The sequence below is a fragment of the Brevibacillus sp. NRRL NRS-603 genome, assembly GCF_003013445.1.
GTDB lineage: Bacteria > Bacillota > Bacilli > Brevibacillales > Brevibacillaceae > Brevibacillus > Brevibacillus formosus.
Map to the genome: position 1 here is coordinate 187,947 of NZ_PXZN01000011.1, position 19,327 is coordinate 207,273.

Here is a 19,327-nt window from a genome sequence, read left to right on the forward strand (position 1 = left end):
CATATGGCCAAAAAGTTGCCCAAGGTTGACGTCGTGATCGTGGGGGTGGGCTGGGGTGGAGGCATTATTGCTTCTGAGCTAACCAAGCAAGGTCTGACAGTAGTAGGGCTAGAGCGAGGCAAGGAGCGCAAAACCGAAGACTACTTCATGGTACACGACGAATTGCGTTACGCTCTTCGTTACGAGCTGATGCAAGATTTGTCCAAGGAAACGATCACGTTCCGCAGTAAAATGAACGTTCGCGCGCTTCCCATGCGGTCATACGGTTCCTTTTTGCTCGGGACAGGACTGGGCGGAGCTGGTGTCCACTGGAACGGACAGACCTTCCGCTTCCTGCCGTATGATTTTGAAATCCGCAGCAAGACGATTGAAAGGTATGGCGCAAAGAAAATTCCAGAGGGGATGACGATCCAGGATTGGGGCATTACGTACGATCAACTGGAGCCGTACTTCGATAAGTTTGAAAAGATGGCGGGAATCGCAGGCGAGGAGAATCCGTTGGGGGGAAAACGCTCCAGTCCGTATCCGATCCCTCCGATGCGTACTACACCAAGCATGCAATTATTTGCGGATGCGGCGAAAAAGAAAAACCTGCATCCATACATCCTTCCCTCAGCAAATCTCTCGCAAGCGTATACCAATCCAGACGGGGTGGCACGGGCGGCTTGTCAATATTGCGGCTTCTGTGAAAGGTTTGGCTGTGAGTACGGAGCAAAAGCCGATCCAGTGGTGACGGTGATTCCGGTAGCCAAGAAGACAGGGAAGTTTGAAATTCGCACGCATTCCCATGTCCGCAGAATATTACATACAGGGAACAAGGCGACAGGTGTCTTGTATACGGATGTCACGACAGGGGAGGAATTCGAACAGCCCGCTGATATTGTGGTGATGACCAGCTATGTATTCAACAACACGCGCATCTTGCTCATGTCCAAGCTGGGTAGACCGTATGATCCAGCAACGGGAAAAGGCGTGATCGGTAAAAACTACGCCTACCAGGTCATGAGAGGAGGCGCAGTCGGCTTCTTCGACGACAGGGAGTTTAACAATTATGCTGGCGCAGGATCGTTGGGAATGTGTTTGGATGACTACAACGGTGATAACTTCGATCACTCCGATCTGAAATTTATCCATGGGGCGAATATCTCTGTCACACAAACCGGCTACCGACCAATCGGCACGAACAAGGTACCGCCGGGGACGCCTAGCTGGGGCAAGGAGTTCAAGGCTGCGTCGGTTAAATATACGAATCGCTTCATATCGGTAGGCGCCCAAGGGGCTTCGATGCCATTTCGACAGCATTTCCTTGATCTGGACCCTACGTACAAGGACGCGTTTGGTGATCCGTTGATCCGCATTACATATGATTTCGTCGATCAGGACAGAGAGCTGGCGGCTTTTTGCGCAGATAAGTGCGCGGAAATTGTAAAAGAAATGGGAGCGAACGAGAAGCTAGAAATCAACCGCAAGCTCGGCCCCTACGATATCACACCATACCAATCGACCCATAATACAGGCGGTGTCATCATGGGTGCTTCACCTGACACTTCGGCAGTCAACAACTATTTGCAGATGTGGGATGCGGAAAACGTATTTGTCGTCGGGGCTTCCTCCTTTGCGCATAATAGCGGCTACAATCCGACAGGAACGATGGGTGCTCTCTCCTATCGAGCAGCAGAGGGCATTTTGAAGTACAGGAAAAGCGGGGGCGGCATGCTCGTATAAGCTGCTTTTCTAATCCTGCAAAACATAATTGCAACTATGCGAAAAGCCGTTGGGGCAACTAACGGCTTTTTCGCGTGCATCTGAAAAAGTTGATTTTCATATTTGCGAATGTCTATGAGCGCAAAACAGCATAAAGCCTTGAAATGATGCGGTTTCTCACCTTGGCATGCTCCTTGCTATAGCATTTGGTAACAGCACAAACCAAAGGGAGAGACAATCAATGACGACAAACAAGTGGAAGATGGACACCTCCATTATTCATACCGCACAAACGCCTTGCCAAAAAACAGGAGCAGTCGTATCCGCAGTGGTGCCTGCCGTGGCCTACGCCTTTCCAGATGCAGACTCCGCAGCGGCATGCGTAGCGGGCGAGCGGGAAGGAACGTACTACGGAAGATATGGCAACCCTACCATCACCACTTTAGAGCAAAAAATCGCCGCATTGGAAAATGGAGAAGCTGCCTTGGGCGTAAGCAGTGGGATGGCTGCCATTTCGGGGGCTTTGCTTGCCTTTTTGAAGCAGGGGGATCATGTGGTGTGTACGCGGGATGTGTACGGTGGGAGCTATAAGTTTCTTACGACCATGGCCCCGCGTTATGGCATTGCGACGGACTTTGTCGATTGCACCGATTTGCAGGCAGTCGAGAGAGCATTTTTGCCAAACACAAAAGTCCTGTACATCGAAACGCCATCGAACCCGTGCCTGACTGTTTTAGATATCTCGGCGTTGTCACGTTTGGCGCACGCATTTGGCATTGTGGTAATCGTCGACAACACCTTCTTAACGCCGTATTTGCAGCGGCCGCTTGAGCTGGGGGCGGATGTCGTCGTGCATAGCGCCACCAAATATTTGAACGGACATGGCGATGTCATCGCGGGCTTCATCGTCGGGAAGCAGGAGCATATCCAATTCATGCGCAAAAACGTTATGGGGGACTTGGGACAAAATTTGAATGCTTGGGATGCGTTCTTAATCCTGCGTGGGCTGAAGACACTCGGCTTGCGCGTCAGACAGCATGGGCAAAACGCACAGGCAGTGGCGGAGTTTTTGGCGCAGCACCCGGCAATCTCACACGTCTACTATCCTGGTCTGCCTTCTCATCCGCAGCATGAGCTGGCTAAACGGCAAATGGCTGGAATGGGCGGGATTGTTTCCTTCGAAGTAAAGGGCGGCTACGAGGCAGCCAAATCTTTCATTAACGCTCTGCACTTGGCTATGATATCGTTTAGTTTAGGAGATCCCGAGACACTGGTACAGCACCCTGCCTCGATGACGCATTCCTCGATTCCTGCCTCTGAGCGGATCAAGTTCAACATTACGGACGGTCTGATTCGCTTATCGACTGGCTTGGAGGATGTGGAGGATATCATCGCAGATTTGGAGCAGGCGCTGGCTAGTCTGCCAATGGCGGCGAGCAGGGGTTAAAGGAACGTGAAATTGGAGGATTGGGCATGACAGAGTTTTCCCGGATCGAGGAATTCATTCAATCGTACGCCGACAATATTTCCAAGGTACTGGGACTCGATGTCACTATCCTGGATGAACAAGGGATACGTGTGAGCGGAACCGGCTACTATCAGGATCTGATTGGATTGCCTGCGCCGGAGGGATCGTTTTTCCGCATGATCCTGCAAACCGGACAGCCGGGAATGATTTTTGACATGAAAAAGAACGAGTCGGAGTGTGGCAATTGCAAGTTTTTGCAGCAATGCCGGGAGCTGGCGACGATTGGATTTCCGGTGCACAAACGGGAGAAGACAGTAGGGGTCATCGGAATTATCGGCTTTTCCCCTGAACAAAAGGAAAAAATGCTGCACCATTCGGAAAAATGGATGCCGTTTTTGCAGCACACGAGCTCCTTGATAGAGCACAAGCTGCTAGAGCTGGATGCAGAACGGGAGAAGAGCTGCAACATTCAAGAGGAAATGCCGCAGGCTTCGGTTCATCCGGTGTATTTTGCCCAACTGATTGGTGCAGAAACAGGCTTGCGTGATGTGATTGCCAAAGCGAAAAAAGTGACGAACAGCATTTCCACTGTTTTGATCCGGGGAGAGAGCGGAACAGGCAAGGAGCTGTTGGCCAAAGCCATTCACTGCGAGAGTGCGCGCAGCAGACAGCCGTTTGTGGCAGTCAATTGCGCGGCGATTCCTGAGACCTTGCTAGAAAGCGAATTGTTCGGGTACGAAGGCGGCGCATTCACAGGCTCCAGACGCGAAGGGAAGCCGGGGAAATTTGAATTGGCCCACAAGGGAACGATTTTTCTGGATGAAGTAGGCGATATTCCGTTGTCCCTCCAGCCCAAGCTGCTGCGCGTCCTTCAGGAAAAAACAGTAGATCGGGTAGGCGGCGTTAAAACGCTGGGTGTCGATGTGCGTGTCATTGCGGCCACACACAGAGATTTGGAGAGCATGGTCAGGGAAGGGACGTTTCGCGAGGATTTGTATTATCGACTCAACGTCATCCCCCTGCGGTTAAAGCCGTTGCGTGAACGTACGGAGGATATCGCGCTTTACTTGCAGCACTTCCTGTATCGGTACGGGACGTTGCTGCAAAAAGGCAGACTGGAGCTCGAAGCTCAACTCGTCCAACGACTACAAGCATACGAATGGCCGGGGAATATTCGTCAGCTCGAAAATGCCGTCGAGTATATGGTCAACATGGCAGAAGGGCAAGTCATCGGCAACGAGGAGCTTCCTGAGTATTTGCTGTTCGAGGATGAGCCGACGACAGTAAGCAGCGATTTGGGACTGGAAAAGCTGGTGGCAGAATACGAACGCTCCATTCTCCAGCGCTATTTGAACGCAGGCAAGTATGGACAGGACAAAGCCGCGATTGCCAATGAGCTGCAAATCAGCTTGTCGACCTTGTACCGGAAGATGGAAAAGTACGGATTGGAAAAAGGATAGTGGAAAATAAAAAACCAGTCTGGATTGATCGGAGTTTTCCGAGGTCCGGGCTGGTTTGTTTGTATTTACGAAGGCTGCGGTTCTTTTTTCGCTTTCAGCTCGTAATGGGCGGTTTTGCCGCTAATGTACCACTCAGGGGTTTCCTCTTCACGCGCTTGGCGGTGACCTGCCAGATGAACATCACTCAGCTCCCACTGCTTCCACGCCTCTTTTGATTCCCAACGGATCATGACGACCACTTCTTCTTCACCTTTGCGTGGCTTCTGTACCAGCACGCTCAAATCTACAAAGCCAGGAGCCTTCTCAACTGCACCAGGCTCGCTAAAGCCTTGTACGATTTTGTCAGAATGCCCTTCCTGGACTACGTATGTTTTTATCTCCATCATCATGAAGTGCGACACTCCTTATATCCCATTTTCTTACTTTTTCATATTATTGAGAAATATTATCATTGTCAACCAGATATTAGCAAATGGCAGGGCGATTGAGATGTAGACTGTGAAATAATGTGTTAGACATGGTTGTAACATAGAGTAATAAAATTGTAGGGGGGTTTTTAAATGCCTGATCTCTTGCTTGTGTTATTCTTGATAAACTTATCTTTATTTCTATTGCACGAAATGGATGCGATAAGACGTTCTGAGTGGAGATTGTTTATCGTGCTAAAGGATATGGAGGATTCTAAAGCTTATAAAGTATTCACATTTATTCACCTTCCACTTTACACAATAATACTCTATTTACTTTTTAGTAAATATCAGACAGTTACTTTTTGGGTCCTAGATTTATTTTTTATCATACATGCAATCCTGCACCTATTTTTTGAAAAGCACCCCCGTAATGGATTTAAAAATACATTTTCCAGAACAATTATTTATCCAATGGGAATCCTAGCGGCTATTCATTTAATATTACTATTTAATAACTGAGTACCAATACTATCAAAGACAAAGATGTTTGATTCGATAGTAATATTAAAACTCATGTGATAATGAACTGAGGCAGTCTAGGACTTTATTTTCTCGTCCAAGGCTGCCGATTGTATTTTAAACAAGTCAGTCTAATGCTGAATTTTCTTTGAGCACGAGAGCTTCGTTTTCAAGTGGAACTTCTTCTTTCTTGGGGGCAGCGAAAATATCAATACCGCGTTCGAGCAGGATTTCTACCGCTTCGCGAACAGGGAGAAGTGGCAGTTGCATTTCATCGGCTACGGCAGCTTCTATATCAGAGACAGTGTGGAGGGCTGTTATCTGGTTTGTGCCATCCGAATAGCCGAGCTGGAGGGTATTGTTTTTGAGTACCACAAAGCGATCTTGCTCCAGCTGAAAACGATGAATGTGAAGTCGATTCAAAAAGAAGGCGTCTGGTAAAAACGAGGAGCGGATGACTTCCGTCAAGTCGGACAGTTCTTTTCGTTCATTCGGATGAAAATCCCACGGAGGAATTGCCACTTTTCCGTTTTCATACCGCGTAAAGCGATAGTGTTCAGGATGATCGGGACTTTTGGTTAAATCCATCGAAACAGTGCCAAAACCTCTGGCGTGGTTCCCGCTCTCCAGAAAATGAATCGGCTCAAAGATAGGAGCAGTAGCGCCTGTATCTACATAGACAGGTGTTTCTCCAGTATCGGGACCATCGATCAGGATAGCAGCATGCCCTCCGCCTGGCAGGACCAGATTACCGGAAAATCCAAGTGCACGAAGCAGTGCGAGAAAGCTGTGATTATTTGTTATGCATGTGCCGCCGAAGTGAAGACTGATTGCGTTTTGTACATATTCTTCCGGGGAAGGTATAGCATGTTTTCCAGCACGGAAGAAAAGCAGCTTGCTTACATTTTCATAAGGGAAAGTCTGCAGATGCGCACGGCAGAGCTGGCTGAGATAAGAGAGGCTAGGGGACTTGCGGTCTAGCTGTAGACGTTGAAGGTATAAACTCGCCCAGTTTGGTAAGATAGACATAAACAAGTTCACTCCTTATATAAAATAATTAGTAAATAAAAATGTTTATTAAATGGCTGTAGAGAGATCGTATCACATAGGACAAGTGGTAATCAATCTAAATTTTCCCATGAAAACAAAAAGGCACCGGAAGGATATCCTCCGGTGCTAGCGGGTCCCTAGTCCGCTGTCTTTTTCGTACGAATAAATAAGTGCAGAAGAAATTATAACAACGACTTAATTTCCCCGGTGTTCGGGTTCACTACGAACCAGCCATACGTACTGGTGTAGCTGTCGCCAGATTGGAAGTTGTTCACGACCGTTTGGTACACTTGAATGACATAGTGTCCTTTTTCGTCGTCGTGAGCGTACTCGACTACATGTGTCGGCGAGAGTTTGCCAGCGAATTTCTTTTTCACCAGCTCGATCGCTTCCATTTTGGAGTACATTTTTGCTGATGGAATTTTACCGATGAAAATCGATTTGGTTCTCGCGTCGTAAATGACCGGTTTGTTTAGGTTCTCTGCTACGAAGCGGATTGGCACATAGACAGAGTTTTTGTACATGATGCCTTGTACGTCGCTGTTTGGTGATTTCGGCAAGCCGTCAAAGTAGTAGGTGAACGGTGTTTTCATTCCTTCTTCCGCGTCTGGAAAAGCAGGTGCTGCGATGGCAATTCCGGAAAAGAGCACCGAACCTACAACAATGCCCCCCAAAAATGACTTGATGTCCCATTTCATGATGTGAAACCCTCTCCCTTTCTCTTTTCTCTAAATCTTCCCAGCCATCATTATGTCAAAGATCATAGGAGAAAAGCTATCAAACGAGGGTACTAGGAAACAAAGACTAGGAATCATGAGAAAGATAGGACTAAATCAGAATAGTCCTAGTTCTCGAATCAGTGGTTCAGTGATTGGAAGGTTTGTGGTAAGGTAGAAAAAAACAGCGGACAAGGTGAGGAACATGGCTACCATATTGCAAAATGACTGGGCCCCCGTATTGGCCGATGAATTTGAGAAGCCCTATTATGTAAAGCTTCGTCAAACGTTGAAGGAAGAGTATCAGACGCAGACAATCTACCCAGATATGTATCATATATTCACAGCGCTGCACCTGACTGAATATCAGAATGCAAAGGTTGTGATTTTGGGGCAGGACCCGTATCACGGACCGGGACAAGCACATGGATTGAGCTTTTCGGTCAGGCCGGGAATCAAGCCGCCGCCGTCTCTGGTCAACATTTACAAAGAGCTGAAAAGCGATGTCGGTTTTGAAATTCCCCAGCATGGTTATCTGAACCATTGGGCGAAGCAAGGCGTCATGATGCTGAACACCGTTCTGACGGTTCGTCAGGGCACTCCGAATTCGCATAAGGACATTGGGTGGGAGACGTTTACGGATCGCATTATTCATTTGTTGAATGAACGGGAGACTCCACTCGTTTTCATCCTGTGGGGTAAGCATGCGCAGGAGAAGGCGGCATTCATTGATCGAAGCAAGCATTTCGTCATCGCCTCCCCGCATCCGAGCCCATTTTCGGCGAATCGCGGCTTTTTTGGCAGCCGTCCTTTTTCGCGGACCAATGAGTTTTTGCGTTCGCACGGGCTTCAAGAGATTGATTGGCAGTTGCCGATGCATGTAGAAGAAGAGTAGTCTTTATTTGTGCAGGTAAAAGGAAAAGGATCTCCATTGTTTTGCATCATGCAAGGGAGATCCTTTTTTTTCTAGAGATTAGTCTTTGCTTTTGACGACGAGCAGCTTGCCTGTTTGAATCGTGATTGTTCCAGTCTGTTCCGTTAGCAGATTGCTGATGCCAAGCGTGTCACCAATTCGCAAGGTTGCGTCCTTCAACGGATAGAGGAATCCGGTTAAGGTAATCCCTGTGACTTCTGGTGTAAAGGGCAGCAGGGAGATATGATCAAAATGATCCTGCTCTATCGTACTCTGGCGGTCAATCAGACGGATTTCATTGGTCTCATCGAGGATGCGGCAGTTGGTGCCCGTCTGCAACGCTTTGTTCAGCAAGTGTACGTTTGCCAGCATATGGTCAAAACGAGAGCCAAGCACACCGAGCAGCACAATTTCCTCGGGCTGTTGCTCGATTGCCCAAGTAAGGGCCATCTCTGTATCGGTCAAATCTTTCATGACGGGATCGCAGGAGGAGACGTGCATACTGTGGTGTTCAATTTCTGCCATTTCCTCGGAACTGACTGAATCAAAGTCACCGATCGACAATTTTGGCACAAGACCGTTGCGAACGAGGAACAAGGCACCTCTGTCAACACCGACGAGCCAATCATTTTCGCGTATCTCTTGGATCGCCCAGTTGCCCAGATTGCCTCCAGCGAATAGTAGGATGCGTGTAGGATTCATGCTACGGCCACCTTTTTTCTATTAAAAATATCCTCTATGTAGGAATCGAAGAACGAAATGTGCTTTGACAAGCGAGGCGATAGCCTGTAGCGAGTTTTTCTCCCAGCTTTGCTTTTTCCTGTCCGCTTGGGGTGTCGAGTAATGATGCACCAGCTACGATCTGTACACTGCACTTGCCGCAATGCCCTTGTTGGCATTTGTAAGCGATAGGTTGATCTTGCGTGAGCGCAGCTTGCAATAGTGTCTCGGAGGGAGTATACCGGACTGGCATCGTTTGAGAGTGTTGTTTCACCTGTACGAGCTTCTGCTCTGTTTGGGGGCGAGCCGGGCTCCTATCTGTTTTCTTCAACGACGTATGCGTATGCACGGGAACGGGAGCTGGAGTCGACATCTGTACGTTAGATCGTCCAGGAATGAGCGAGCCGACCGTAAGCTGTTTGCGCATAGGAACCTCCCGAGAAAGTGATTTTTTAATTTTACCATGTTAGGCGTGTGGGTGACAAAGCTGGAGAAAGCGTTTGTAGATGATTGAATTTTTAGATTTTATCGATTAAAATAATTTTATCAAAGACCAGGAAGGTGATACCATGATTACCATCAAACGGATGAGCGACTGTACCTTTGCAGAAGTGACCAAAGCGTGGAACCGAGGATTTGAAGGCTATTTTATCGAGTTTACGATGACAGAAGAAATGCTTGTCCAGCGACTGGGGGGCGAGGGCTACGTGCTGTCCCTGTCTGTGGTTGCTTTTGACGGCACAGAGCCGATTGGCTTAGTGGCCAGCGGGATGAGGACCGTTGCAGGGAAAAAAGTCGCGTGGAATGGTGGTACGGGTGTCGCCACAAAATATCGTCGACAAGGAGTAGGGAAGCAACTGATTGAGGCGACATTGGATCTGTACAGAGAAGCTGGGGTGGAAGTAGCTACCTTGGAGGCATTGAGCCAAAATACCAAAGCGATTGCCTTGTATGAGCAAAAAGGCTATGACGTTGTAGATCGTCTGTTGTTTTTACAGCAGAGTGGACCACTGGAGGAGAATGCCTTTCAGACAAATGTACAGGCTGATTATCGGGTTCGGCGGATTTTGGCCCAGGAAGCCGCCATGCTGCCGTTTTACGTGACCGATGTCCCTTGGCAAAATTACTGGCTGAACTTGCGAGATGCGCAGGCTGTGCTCGTAGAAGACAGAGAGGGGCAGGCGGTCGGCTATGCGATGTACAAGTGTGCGGTAAACGAAGAAGGCAAAGTAAGTGGGATCGTGCTGCGTCAATGTGTAGCGCAGCCAGAGCATCCTAATGCACCAGACATTTTGAAAACCGCACTCGCGCATGTGTATGGGCCGCTTACACACGATTGCCGCCGGTCTACATTTAATTTGCGTGCGGCTGATACCTTGCTTGTTGATATACTGCAAGCGGCAGGATTCAGTGCTTCCGAGACAGAGCAGGTGTTTATGATCAAGCAGATGGAAGCTGCACAGACCCCTGTCGTTTAGGGAGTAAAGGCGTCTGTCAATGCTGGCAGTTCGTGCAGGCGAATACTTTGCGGGAGGAGAGCTCGCTCTTTTCAATAGGCTGTCCACAGCGCGGGCAAGGCTCTCCGCCGCGATCATACACCTGACAACGCTCATCGAAGCCGCCTGTCAGGGAATCGCCTTGAAAAAGCGGCTGCATGTAACCGCCGAATCGAATCGCTTCTTTGAGCACGGTTTGCATAGAATGATACAGTCGTTTTTGTTCCTCGAGGGAAAGTGTCGGGATCGTCCGGGTAGGCAGGATGGCGGCATGAAAGCAGATTTCGTCCGCATAGCAGTTGCCGATGCCCGCCAGCCAATGCTGATTGACTAATGCTGTTTTGAGAACACCTCGTTTGTCAGCGAGCAGCTCCGTAAATCGGGTAAGGGTAAACAACGAGTCCAATGGCTCGGGTCCAAGCGGAGCCAGCCTTTCGTCGATCTGAACGTTCGTGAGTAAATGCAGATAGCCCAAACGGAGGCCGTGAAAATATAAAATGCGCTCTCCAAAGGCAAGAGTCACTTGGGCGGTTCTCTTCAGCTTGTCTTCGGCAGAGCCCAGGTATAGAAAACCACCGAGCATCAGATGAAGCAGCAGGACATGTCCACTTTCCAGATGGAAGAGAAGATGCTTGCCGCGTCTGTCGACGAGTGTCAGGCGATTATTTTGCAAAAGACGAGCAAATTCCGCAGGCGGCAGATTAATCGTTTTTTCCCGCTGAACGTGTGTGGCTGTAATCGTTTCGCCTTCGATTTTCTCCTGCAACAGTCGGCGATAGGTCTCCATCTCAGGTAATTCTGGCACGCTGACTCCCTCCCGTACGCAAAGTTTTTCGTAGGATTTCCCATATGGATGATTCGCATGCCGCACCTGTCACTGTTTTTCGGTGATGGGTCTTTTGAATTTAGACAAGATTACCAACGCTATTAGGAAATGGGGTAATATAATATGTAAGGTAGTAGGATGAGGGCATGACCCGAAGGATTAATGGACGGACAGGAGATTACATATGCAAAAAGTAGAATTAATCGCTACGGCGACTTTTGGTTTGGAATCAGTAGTAGCAGAAGAGGTAAAGGCGCTCGGATACGGTCCGGTACAGGTGGAAAACGGCAAGGTAACGTTCACCGCAGATATTTCTGCGATTCCCCGCACAAATTTGTGGTTACGAACTGCCGACCGCGTGCGTCTAAAGATAGGGGAGTTCAAAGCGACTACGTTTGACGAGCTGTTTGAAAAGACAAAGGCACTCCCGTGGGCCGATTGGATCACAGAGGACGGGACGTTTCCTGTGGAAGGAAAATCGGTCAAATCTACCTTGTTCAGTGTGCCAGATTGCCAAGCGATCGTGAAAAAAGCAGTGGTAGAAAGTCTGAAAAAGACCTACAAGCGCGAGTGGTTCGATGAGCAAGGGCCGCTGTACAAGATCGAGGTGGCACTTCTCAAAGATGTGGCGACGCTGACGATTGATACGTCAGGACCGGGCCTGCACAAGCGCGGGTACCGGGAATTGATCGGACAAGCGCCACTGAAGGAAACCATGGCTGCGGCGATGATTATGCTGTCTCGTTGGAAGCCTGATCGGGTATTCATGGACCCATTCTGTGGATCGGGTACACTTCCGATTGAGGCGGCGTTGATCGGACAAAACATTGCTCCGGGGATGAACCGGGAATTCGTTTCTGAGACGTGGCCTGTCATTCCGAAAACAGCTTGGCGTGAAGCTCGCGCAGAGACCCATGATTTGGCGCGCTATGATCAAAAGCTGGAGATTATCGGGACGGATATGGATGATGAGATCCTGAAAATTGCCCGCCGCAACGCGACGGAGGCTGGTGTAGATGACCTGATTCATTTTCAGCGCATGGATGTGCGGGATGTGCGAACCAAGCGCAAGTACGGCTACTTGATTTGCAACCCACCTTATGGGGAGCGCTTGGGAGAATGGAAGCAGGTTGCCAAGATGTATGGCGAAATGGGGAAAACCTTTGCTGCCATGGATACGTGGTCTTTCTACATTATTACGTCCGACGAACAGTTTGAGGAGCACTTTGGTCGTACAGCAAGCAAAAAGCGCAAGCTCTACAACGGAAATATCAAAGTAGATTACTATCAGTTTTTCGGACCTAGACCGCCGCGCGGACCAATGGTTACCCCGACCGAATAAACATAAAGATGGGGCATGGGCATAATTGGAGGAGAAAATGCAATGAGCAAGAAACAATTCGGGAGCAGAATGCTGGCTGCGCTATTGGCAGCGACTACATTACTGGTCCAAAGCACACCGCTGACTCATGCTGCGACAGAGCCAGAGAAACCGGCGGTGGAGAGTGGGAAGCCAGCAGAAGAGACTAAAAAGCTGGAAGATCAGTTCAAAAAACAAGAAGAAGCGCATACGGGGTTTGCGGATTTGGGCAACAGCTACGCTAGTAAAGCCGTAAACAGACTTGCAGCCCTTCATATGATCAGTGGTCAGGGAGAAAACCGCTTCAACCCGCAAAACACGATTTCTCGACAGGATATTGCGGTGCTTTTGACAAAAGTAATCGGTCTCCAACCAACAGAAATCGAGGATGCCGCTTTTGAGGATGTACCATTGGAAAGTCCTTATGCACCGTACGTTTATGGGCTCACTGAGGTGGGTGTGATGAACGGCAGAAGTGAGCACACCATGGGTGCTCTAGACCCGCTTACACGACAAGAGCTAGCTGTCATGCTGTCTCGCTTGATGAAAGAGGGATCTGTGATAAAAGTGGCAGGTCAGACTCCTGTTACTTACAGCGATGAAGAGGAAATCGCAGACTACGCCAAAACAGCTGTGGAAGAAGTGACGAATCAGCGTTGGATGCAAGGTGCAGGCGGCAAGTTTAATCCGACAGGAACCGTCACGCGTGCGGAGGCAGCTGTGATCGCTGAGCGTGTCTTGGATGCACGCTACCAGCAAGCAGAGCAGGTGAAATACAAGGTAGATGTAGAGCGGCTGAGTTTGGCTGCTGGCACGAGCCAACGCTTGAAGGTAAGCAGTATTAGCGGAGATGAGCTGCCATTTACACCTATTTTCGCTTTTGATCGTCCTGAGCTGGGAACCATTTTGGCTGACGGAACCTTTGTTGCTGGTCCTACAGCAGGAAAAGGAAATCTCACGGTGACAGTCGGCTACCAAACGACAACAATTCCGGTTGAGATCAAGGATGCTGGTAAGCCAGCTGGCGAAAAGGCAGAGGACACATCAAAGACTGCACCGGTGACTTCCTCTACTGACTCGGCAACGAAAGTCGATGAAAGCAAGGCGCCAGTAGAGGGAGAAAAGCCAGACGCAGACAAAGGAACAACAGAAACGGATGCAACGAAGCCTGCTAATCCAAAGGAAGAAGCGAAGGAGCCAGCAAAGAAGGAAGAACTGGTCAATATCGGGCCCGGCAGTTATACATCAGTGACTACTTTTGGAGCGCCAGACTCGTATTTCCAAGAGCTGGAGAAGCAGTATCCGGGTCCTGTAGGTGGACTTGTTACGCCAACAGAAGACTGGACGGGATACCATCGTCAGTTTGGGCGCAAGGTGACCGTTGAGCTCGACGAGGCGAAACCATTGGAGAGAGTTGCGCTGACGTTTAAGCAGCAGAAGACCTCGGGCATCACGATGCCAGAATACATGGAAGTCGAGGTATCTCGCGACGGAAAAGTGTGGTCGTATGCGGGAAGAGCCGTTCACGATGTTTCGGCCAAAGAGGACAAGCTCGTAACGCGCACATTGAGCGTGACCTTGCCGGACGTCAACACCCGCTATGTCCGGGTATCCTTCCCGGTGAAAGTATTTACGTTCGCTCGTCAGCTGGAGGTATGGGCGAAATCCGATAGCGAGTGGAACAATGGCGCTGTTTTGCTGCCGCCACCAAACCCGGCGAAGCTGGAAGAAGCCAAACAAGCAGGACGTCGTGTGGAAAATATGCTGCTCGCTTATACCGGAGAGCATGGCGAACTCGGGACATGGACCAAAGAGGATTTCCTCCCGATGGTTGGCTACCGCACTGTAGATGGTTATATGCGTGACCAGATGTTTGACACGATTCTGTTCCTGCCGTATCAGACCATTCCTGCTACGAAGGAAAGCTGGACAAAATACATGAATGATTTGTTCGGCTCGAACAAGCAGCTCGACGCTCTCAACCAGGCAATGCGGGAGTACAATCGCCTGCGCGGAACGCTGTATTCAACACCAACGCAGGAAAATGTCGTGTTGGCTCTGCCATATCCGAATGCTAGTCAGACCAATTTTGGTCAGCTGGATGAAAAAAAACCATCCCTCTCCTTCAACCCTGCGGGAATCGGGGAAGAGCAAGCGTATCAGAACCGCAAAGCTGCGTTGGAATGGTACTTCCAGGAGCTCATGAAGCGCTGGAACAAGGAAGGGTACGCCTATCTGAAGCTGGAAGGAATCTATTGGTTCCATGAGCTGGTGGAGGATAGCGCGCCGAAAGAGCGCCAGCTGATTCGCGACATGGGAAGCATGGTGCATGACGAGGCGTTGCGCTACTATTGGATTCCGTATTTCGGTTCACCGGGAGTGTCTGAGTGGAAATCCCTTTATTTCGATAAGGCTTTCCTGCAGCCGAGCTATTACAGCGACAAGCCGGTAGGAATTGACCGTATTCAAGGGGTACTGGAGGTCGTCAACAAGTACAACATGGACATCGAGATCGAAGGCGACTGGAAGATGTACAACGATCCGAAGTTCTATCAGACCTATTACAATCAGCTAGTTGCCACCCACAAGCTGGGGATGGATAAAAACAACGTACACGCTTACTACTTCGGCTCCAAGACATTGCTAGAGTCTGTCAAGAGCACGGACCCTGTCAAACGCGCCATCTATGATGACACGTACAAATGGATGCGCGGTCGTTTTGACAGAACAGAATTTTTCGAGGGCAGCGAGATGCCGTAGTGAATGGAAAAGAGTCTGTTTCCCGCTTTGAGGGGAGACAGACTCTTTTTTTCTAATGCGGATAGGCAGACTCTCGCCCAATCGTTTTTCTATAGATCTCCACCAGTTCCTCCACGATCATTTCTTTCGTCGCATATAGAGGGGGACTTGGATGGTAGTAATCGATTCCTTTGGGGCAGGGCTTGCCAAAAGTCGGTATTCCTGCTGCTGCGATCCGTTGTTTCCACAGTTTCTTGAGCGAAGAAAAATGCTGCCACGAATGGTGGTGGGAAAGCCCCCAACCGAGCAGGAGCCACGGATGCTTTTGCAGTTCCTTCGTAGATACGAGCTGAGCCTCAAGCGTCGTCTCTTTCTCTTTAATCAATTGCTCAAAATGAGAGATGGCACTTACGGCAGCGGTGTTTTGTACGGAAAAAAGGTTGTAAATATAAAATCTCCCTGCCAATGGCCGCTTTCCATGAATCTTCTCTACTAGCCGGATCAATTGCCGCATCGTGGGATCTATCGTGGTTTGACCCATAACACTGTGGTGGGATGCAGGTCTTTCACGAAAGAGCTTTGCGCTGCCAGGATTCAGTAAAAGACAGCTCCCTAGAGAATGATGACCCTCTGAATTCGGTCCCCATTGAAGATAGGTAGAAGCCCGGTAGACGACTCCTCTGTGTTCTTTAAAGGTAGCAAAGGCATTCGGCTGGTTCATGACGATCCCCTCCTGGTCAAGCTATCTATGACCCATTTATATGAGAGGAAGGGATTTGGTAGAACGGACATGCTCTACTCTAGCTACTTTTGCTAGCTTCTTTGGCACCGATCATGCGGAACAAAATGATATACAGATAAGCACTGACTAAGGTTAAGCCCAGGATGACACCGAATACGCCAACAGGAGCGAGCCATTGGGATAGACCGATCGTCAGGGGAGCGATGAAGCGACCAATCGAGAACTGGAGTGAAGAAGCTCCCATGTACTGACCGCGTGCGTCCTCCGGCGAGTATTTACTGATGAAGCTCTGGGCCACTGGTGTGCGCATCAGCTCGCCGAATGTCAAAATCGCCATACAGCCGAACAGGAGCCAAATATTCGTCGTAAAGGCCATCAAGAATAGACCGACACCGAATAGGATGGAGGAGATGAGGAGGCTGTTGCGATCACTCCAGTTTTCGAACCAGCGTGTGACTGGCAGTGTAAACAGAACCACCAAAAAACCATTTAAGGCCATGAGCCAGCCAAATGCGCTGGTTCCCCCAATAGAATAAGTCCAATTGCCCCACGAGAATAATGGTTGCTGCATAACATGCTCTTTGACATACAACGCCATGTAAATATCCAACTGCATGAACCCAATAGCGATCAAAATCCCTGCCCCAATGTACAGGGCAAATGCTTTGTCTCGGAAAATAATGGCGTAACTGTTGAATTGCTGAATCAGGGAAAAACGCTCCTTTGCCTTCTCCTGACGAACGTGTTTAGGCAGCGTTTCTTTGATCAGAAAAAAGACGGTAATCGCAAAAAGCAACTCAACGATGGTACAGAACATCAACAGCTGCGGGCGATAATGAACAAAAAAGACAGAACCCAATACGGGACCCGCTACCACCCCGATGTTCATTGCTGTGTAAAAGGTGGCAAAGACAATTCTGCGATCTTCTTCTGTGGTCAAATCAGCCACCATGGCGGAGCTGGCAGGCCAGTAGAGAGCCCCGGCGATCCCGATCCCGATGAAGGCAATATAGTCGATCCAAGGAGACGGAGAGAACGCAAACAGCGCGAACATCACCGTCGATGTACAGAGCGAGAGCAGCATGGTGAATCTGCGCCCTACCCGGTCAGCCAGATATCCGCCAAACAGATTGGACAGCATCCCGAGCAGCGGCGGCACCATCAACAGAAGACCCGCTACATCCTTCCCGAACGTATCGCTAAAGTAAATCGCCATAAACGGAAAGTACATCCAAAAGAAGGTGTGTGTAATCAATTCTCCAAAGAGACGTACCTTCAAATTAAGATCCCACGAACGCCAAATCATGACACGAATTCCTCCATTCATTTCGGCAGGTGCCTGACCTCGATTCTCTTCTTGGAAAAATTCCACGTAAAAAAGCACAAACGGGGTAGAGACACTGCTCTTCCGCTTGCGCTTTATCAAACGATACAAGGGTGGCGGGAAATAACCAGTTCAACGGAGTACAAAAGAGAGACGGTTACCTACCTATGGTTTTAGGTACAGTAAACCGACTGTTCACCCGAGAACATGGCCCGCAATTCATATCGGGAAAAAGACGGAAGCGGTTCAGGCATCCTGCAGCTTCTAGCTTTTGATAGGGTTGTAAGAGGCAGTGCCCCTTAAGAGAGGCCCCACCTAAGCGAAGATAACTACAGAAAACACCATGAACTCAGCACTCCCGTCTTTCAAATTTTTTACATAGGTAAACTCTTGTTGATTAGAATACTCGAAAGAGTCGAATTTATGCAAGATAATTTTTTAGTTTTTTTCGAATAGTACCAAGAACATCGATAATTGAAAAAGGGGCTTTCATTCGGTAAAATATTTTTTACAACAACCAAATCATGCTAGGAATGTGGGGGATATCGCATGCGGGATGCACGCATCGTCAAGCTGGCTACAAATTTGCTGAGCCATTCTGTACGCCTGAAGGAAAAAGAAAGCTTGCTGATTGAAGTTCGTGGCGAGGGTCACGATTTGGCGAAGGAATTGGTTAGGCAGGCGTACGACTTGGGAGCTTATCCGTTCGTACGGATTATTGACCCGTCTATCCAACGTGAGCTGATGCTCGGTGCAAGTGCAGAGCGTGCGACTCATTTGGCGAAATGGGAAGAGCCAATGTACAAAGATTTGGATACATATATCGTCATCAATGGTCCATCCAACGACAGTGAGATGGCCGATGTTCCGGTAGAGCGTCGTCGTGCGCATCAAAGTGCGATGCAAGAATTGCATGATTACCTAACCAACAATGTACGCTGGACACTGCTCAACTACCCGACCACGGCTTTGGCGCAAAATGCCAACATGTCTACCGTCGCTTTTGAAGATTTTTATTTTGACGTATGCTCCGTTGACTATAAAAAGATGCACGAAGCCTTTTTGCCTTTGCAGCAATTGATGGATCGCACGGACAAGGTGCGTCTGGTTGGACCGGGAACGGATCTTCAATTCTCGATCAAGGATATTCCGAGTGTCATCTGCTCCGGGCTGCGCAATATTCCAGACGGTGAGATTTTTACAGCACCTGTGCGCGACTCCGTGAATGGAACCATTACGTACAACACCGCAACAAGCTACATGGGCACGAAATTCGAAAATGTATGTCTGAAGTTTGTAGACGGAAAAATCGTCGAGGCGACTTCTAACAACACTGAAAGACTCAACCAAATTTTCGATACGGACGAAGGTGCGCGCTATATTGGGGAATTTGCGATTGGCGTACATCCGTACATCCTGCATCCAATGAATGATATCTTGTTCGATGAGAAAATTGCCGGCAGCTTCCACTTCACACCAGGTCGTGCATACGACACCGCAGATAACGGCAACCGCAGCCAAATTCACTGGGATATGGTAAACATCCAGCGTCCCGAGTACGGCGGGGGAGAAATCTGGTTTGATGATGTGCTGATTCGCAAAGACGGTTTGTTCGTTTTGCCAGAGCTGCAAGGACTCAATCCAGAAAATTTAAAAGGGTAAGTCGGTACAACAGGGCCATCATGCTTAGCATGGTGGCTTTTTTGTTTTTTAACGTAGCTATCGGTGAGGGAAGAAGCGCATTTCCAGTCTACGCTTCGGCCTACGCCCCGCAAGGGGGATTGACTGTTCGCTCCGAAATAAATGGCGGGAGCGCTTCAAATGTTGAAGTTTCGAGGAAGAATTTCCATGAGTGAAGCTGAAAACCCCCGTCATTTTTT

At 49.0% G+C, this 19,327-nt stretch carries 17 protein-coding genes; 9 read left to right on the forward strand and 8 right to left on the reverse strand.

Going from position 1 to position 19,327, the window contains the following annotated elements:
- Nucleotides 1–3 precede the first annotated feature (3 nt).
- From C7R94_RS06905 to C7R94_RS06915, 3 genes are all read left to right on the forward strand, one after another.
- The gene (locus tag C7R94_RS06905) at nt 4–1,725 is read left to right on the forward strand and encodes a GMC family oxidoreductase (RefSeq protein WP_106779383.1); all 1,722 of its coding nucleotides are present in this window, start codon (nt 4–6) and stop codon (nt 1,723–1,725) included.
- Nucleotides 1,726–1,945: 220 nt separating this feature from the next.
- Entirely contained in the window at nt 1,946–3,151 is a 1,206-nt protein-coding gene (locus C7R94_RS06910) for a trans-sulfuration enzyme family protein (RefSeq protein ID WP_106779385.1), read from the forward strand.
- 26 nt (nt 3,152–3,177) lie between these two features.
- Entirely contained in the window at nt 3,178–4,632 is a 1,455-nt protein-coding gene (locus tag C7R94_RS06915; RefSeq protein ID WP_106779387.1) for a sigma-54 interaction domain-containing protein, read from the forward strand.
- 65 nt (nt 4,633–4,697) lie between these two features.
- Here C7R94_RS06915 and C7R94_RS06920 read toward each other — a convergent pair whose 3' ends face one another.
- Nucleotides 4,698–5,021, reverse strand: coding sequence for an antibiotic biosynthesis monooxygenase family protein (locus tag C7R94_RS06920; protein ID WP_106779390.1), 324 nt, complete (start codon nt 5,019–5,021; stop codon nt 4,698–4,700).
- A gap of 171 nt (nt 5,022–5,192) precedes the next feature.
- Between C7R94_RS06920 and C7R94_RS30950 the strand changes: the two genes are divergently transcribed.
- Nucleotides 5,193–5,561 (forward strand): DUF6713 family protein, encoded by a 369-nt coding sequence (locus C7R94_RS30950; RefSeq protein WP_106779392.1) that lies wholly within the window; start codon nt 5,193–5,195, stop codon nt 5,559–5,561.
- Nucleotides 5,562–5,687: 126 nt separating this feature from the next.
- Here the strand turns inward: C7R94_RS30950 and C7R94_RS06930 are convergent, their stop codons facing one another.
- Nucleotides 5,688–6,590, reverse strand: coding sequence for an arylamine N-acetyltransferase (locus tag C7R94_RS06930; protein WP_106779394.1), 903 nt, complete (start codon nt 6,588–6,590; stop codon nt 5,688–5,690).
- Nucleotides 6,591–6,793: 203 nt separating this feature from the next.
- A complete protein-coding gene (locus tag C7R94_RS06935) occupies nt 6,794–7,309 on the reverse strand; it encodes a stalk domain-containing protein (RefSeq protein WP_015893706.1) in 516 nt (171 codons plus the stop codon).
- A gap of 223 nt (nt 7,310–7,532) precedes the next feature.
- On the opposite strand from C7R94_RS06935, the gene C7R94_RS06940 reads away from it, so the two are divergent.
- The gene (locus C7R94_RS06940) at nt 7,533–8,222 is read left to right on the forward strand and encodes a uracil-DNA glycosylase (RefSeq protein ID WP_106779396.1); all 690 of its coding nucleotides are present in this window, start codon (nt 7,533–7,535) and stop codon (nt 8,220–8,222) included.
- A 78-nt stretch (nt 8,223–8,300) separates the two neighbouring features.
- Here C7R94_RS06940 and C7R94_RS06945 read toward each other — a convergent pair whose 3' ends face one another.
- Nucleotides 8,301–8,942 carry a thiamine diphosphokinase gene (locus tag C7R94_RS06945; RefSeq protein WP_106779398.1) on the reverse strand — a complete coding sequence of 214 codons (642 nt, stop codon included), beginning with the start codon at nt 8,940–8,942 and terminating at the stop codon, nt 8,301–8,303.
- A gap of 34 nt (nt 8,943–8,976) precedes the next feature.
- Nucleotides 8,977–9,387: a 2Fe-2S iron-sulfur cluster binding domain-containing protein gene (locus tag C7R94_RS06950; protein ID WP_106779401.1), complete on the reverse strand. Its 411-nt coding sequence runs from the start codon at nt 9,385–9,387 to the stop codon at nt 8,977–8,979.
- A gap of 142 nt (nt 9,388–9,529) precedes the next feature.
- Here C7R94_RS06950 and C7R94_RS06955 point away from each other — a divergent pair, with 142 nt between their 5' ends.
- On the forward strand, nt 9,530–10,438 hold the full coding sequence (locus C7R94_RS06955; protein ID WP_106779403.1) for a GNAT family N-acetyltransferase: 909 nt from the start codon (nt 9,530–9,532) through the stop codon (nt 10,436–10,438).
- 16 nt (nt 10,439–10,454) lie between these two features.
- On the opposite strand, the gene C7R94_RS06960 is transcribed toward C7R94_RS06955, so the two are convergent.
- Nucleotides 10,455–11,261 carry an Fpg/Nei family DNA glycosylase gene (locus tag C7R94_RS06960; RefSeq protein WP_106779405.1) on the reverse strand — a complete coding sequence of 269 codons (807 nt, stop codon included), beginning with the start codon at nt 11,259–11,261 and terminating at the stop codon, nt 10,455–10,457.
- A gap of 205 nt (nt 11,262–11,466) precedes the next feature.
- Between C7R94_RS06960 and C7R94_RS06965 the strand changes: the two genes are divergently transcribed.
- Entirely contained in the window at nt 11,467–12,624 is a 1,158-nt protein-coding gene (locus C7R94_RS06965) for a THUMP domain-containing class I SAM-dependent RNA methyltransferase (RefSeq protein ID WP_106779407.1), read from the forward strand.
- Between the two features lie 42 nt (nt 12,625–12,666).
- Nucleotides 12,667–15,402 carry a DUF4855 domain-containing protein gene (locus C7R94_RS06970; protein WP_106779410.1) on the forward strand — a complete coding sequence of 912 codons (2,736 nt, stop codon included), beginning with the start codon at nt 12,667–12,669 and terminating at the stop codon, nt 15,400–15,402.
- 52 nt (nt 15,403–15,454) lie between these two features.
- Here the strand turns inward: C7R94_RS06970 and C7R94_RS06975 are convergent, their stop codons facing one another.
- Nucleotides 15,455–16,102, reverse strand: coding sequence for a hypothetical protein (locus C7R94_RS06975; RefSeq protein ID WP_106779412.1), 648 nt, complete (start codon nt 16,100–16,102; stop codon nt 15,455–15,457).
- Nucleotides 16,103–16,181: 79 nt separating this feature from the next.
- A complete protein-coding gene (locus C7R94_RS06980) occupies nt 16,182–17,429 on the reverse strand; it encodes an MDR family MFS transporter (protein WP_106779415.1) in 1,248 nt (415 codons plus the stop codon).
- Between the two features lie 567 nt (nt 17,430–17,996).
- Here C7R94_RS06980 and C7R94_RS06985 point away from each other — a divergent pair.
- Complete coding sequence (locus C7R94_RS06985; RefSeq protein WP_106779417.1) at nt 17,997–19,109, forward strand: aminopeptidase; 1,113 nt, start codon at nt 17,997–17,999, stop codon at nt 19,107–19,109.
- Nucleotides 19,110–19,327: the final 218 nt, after the last annotated feature.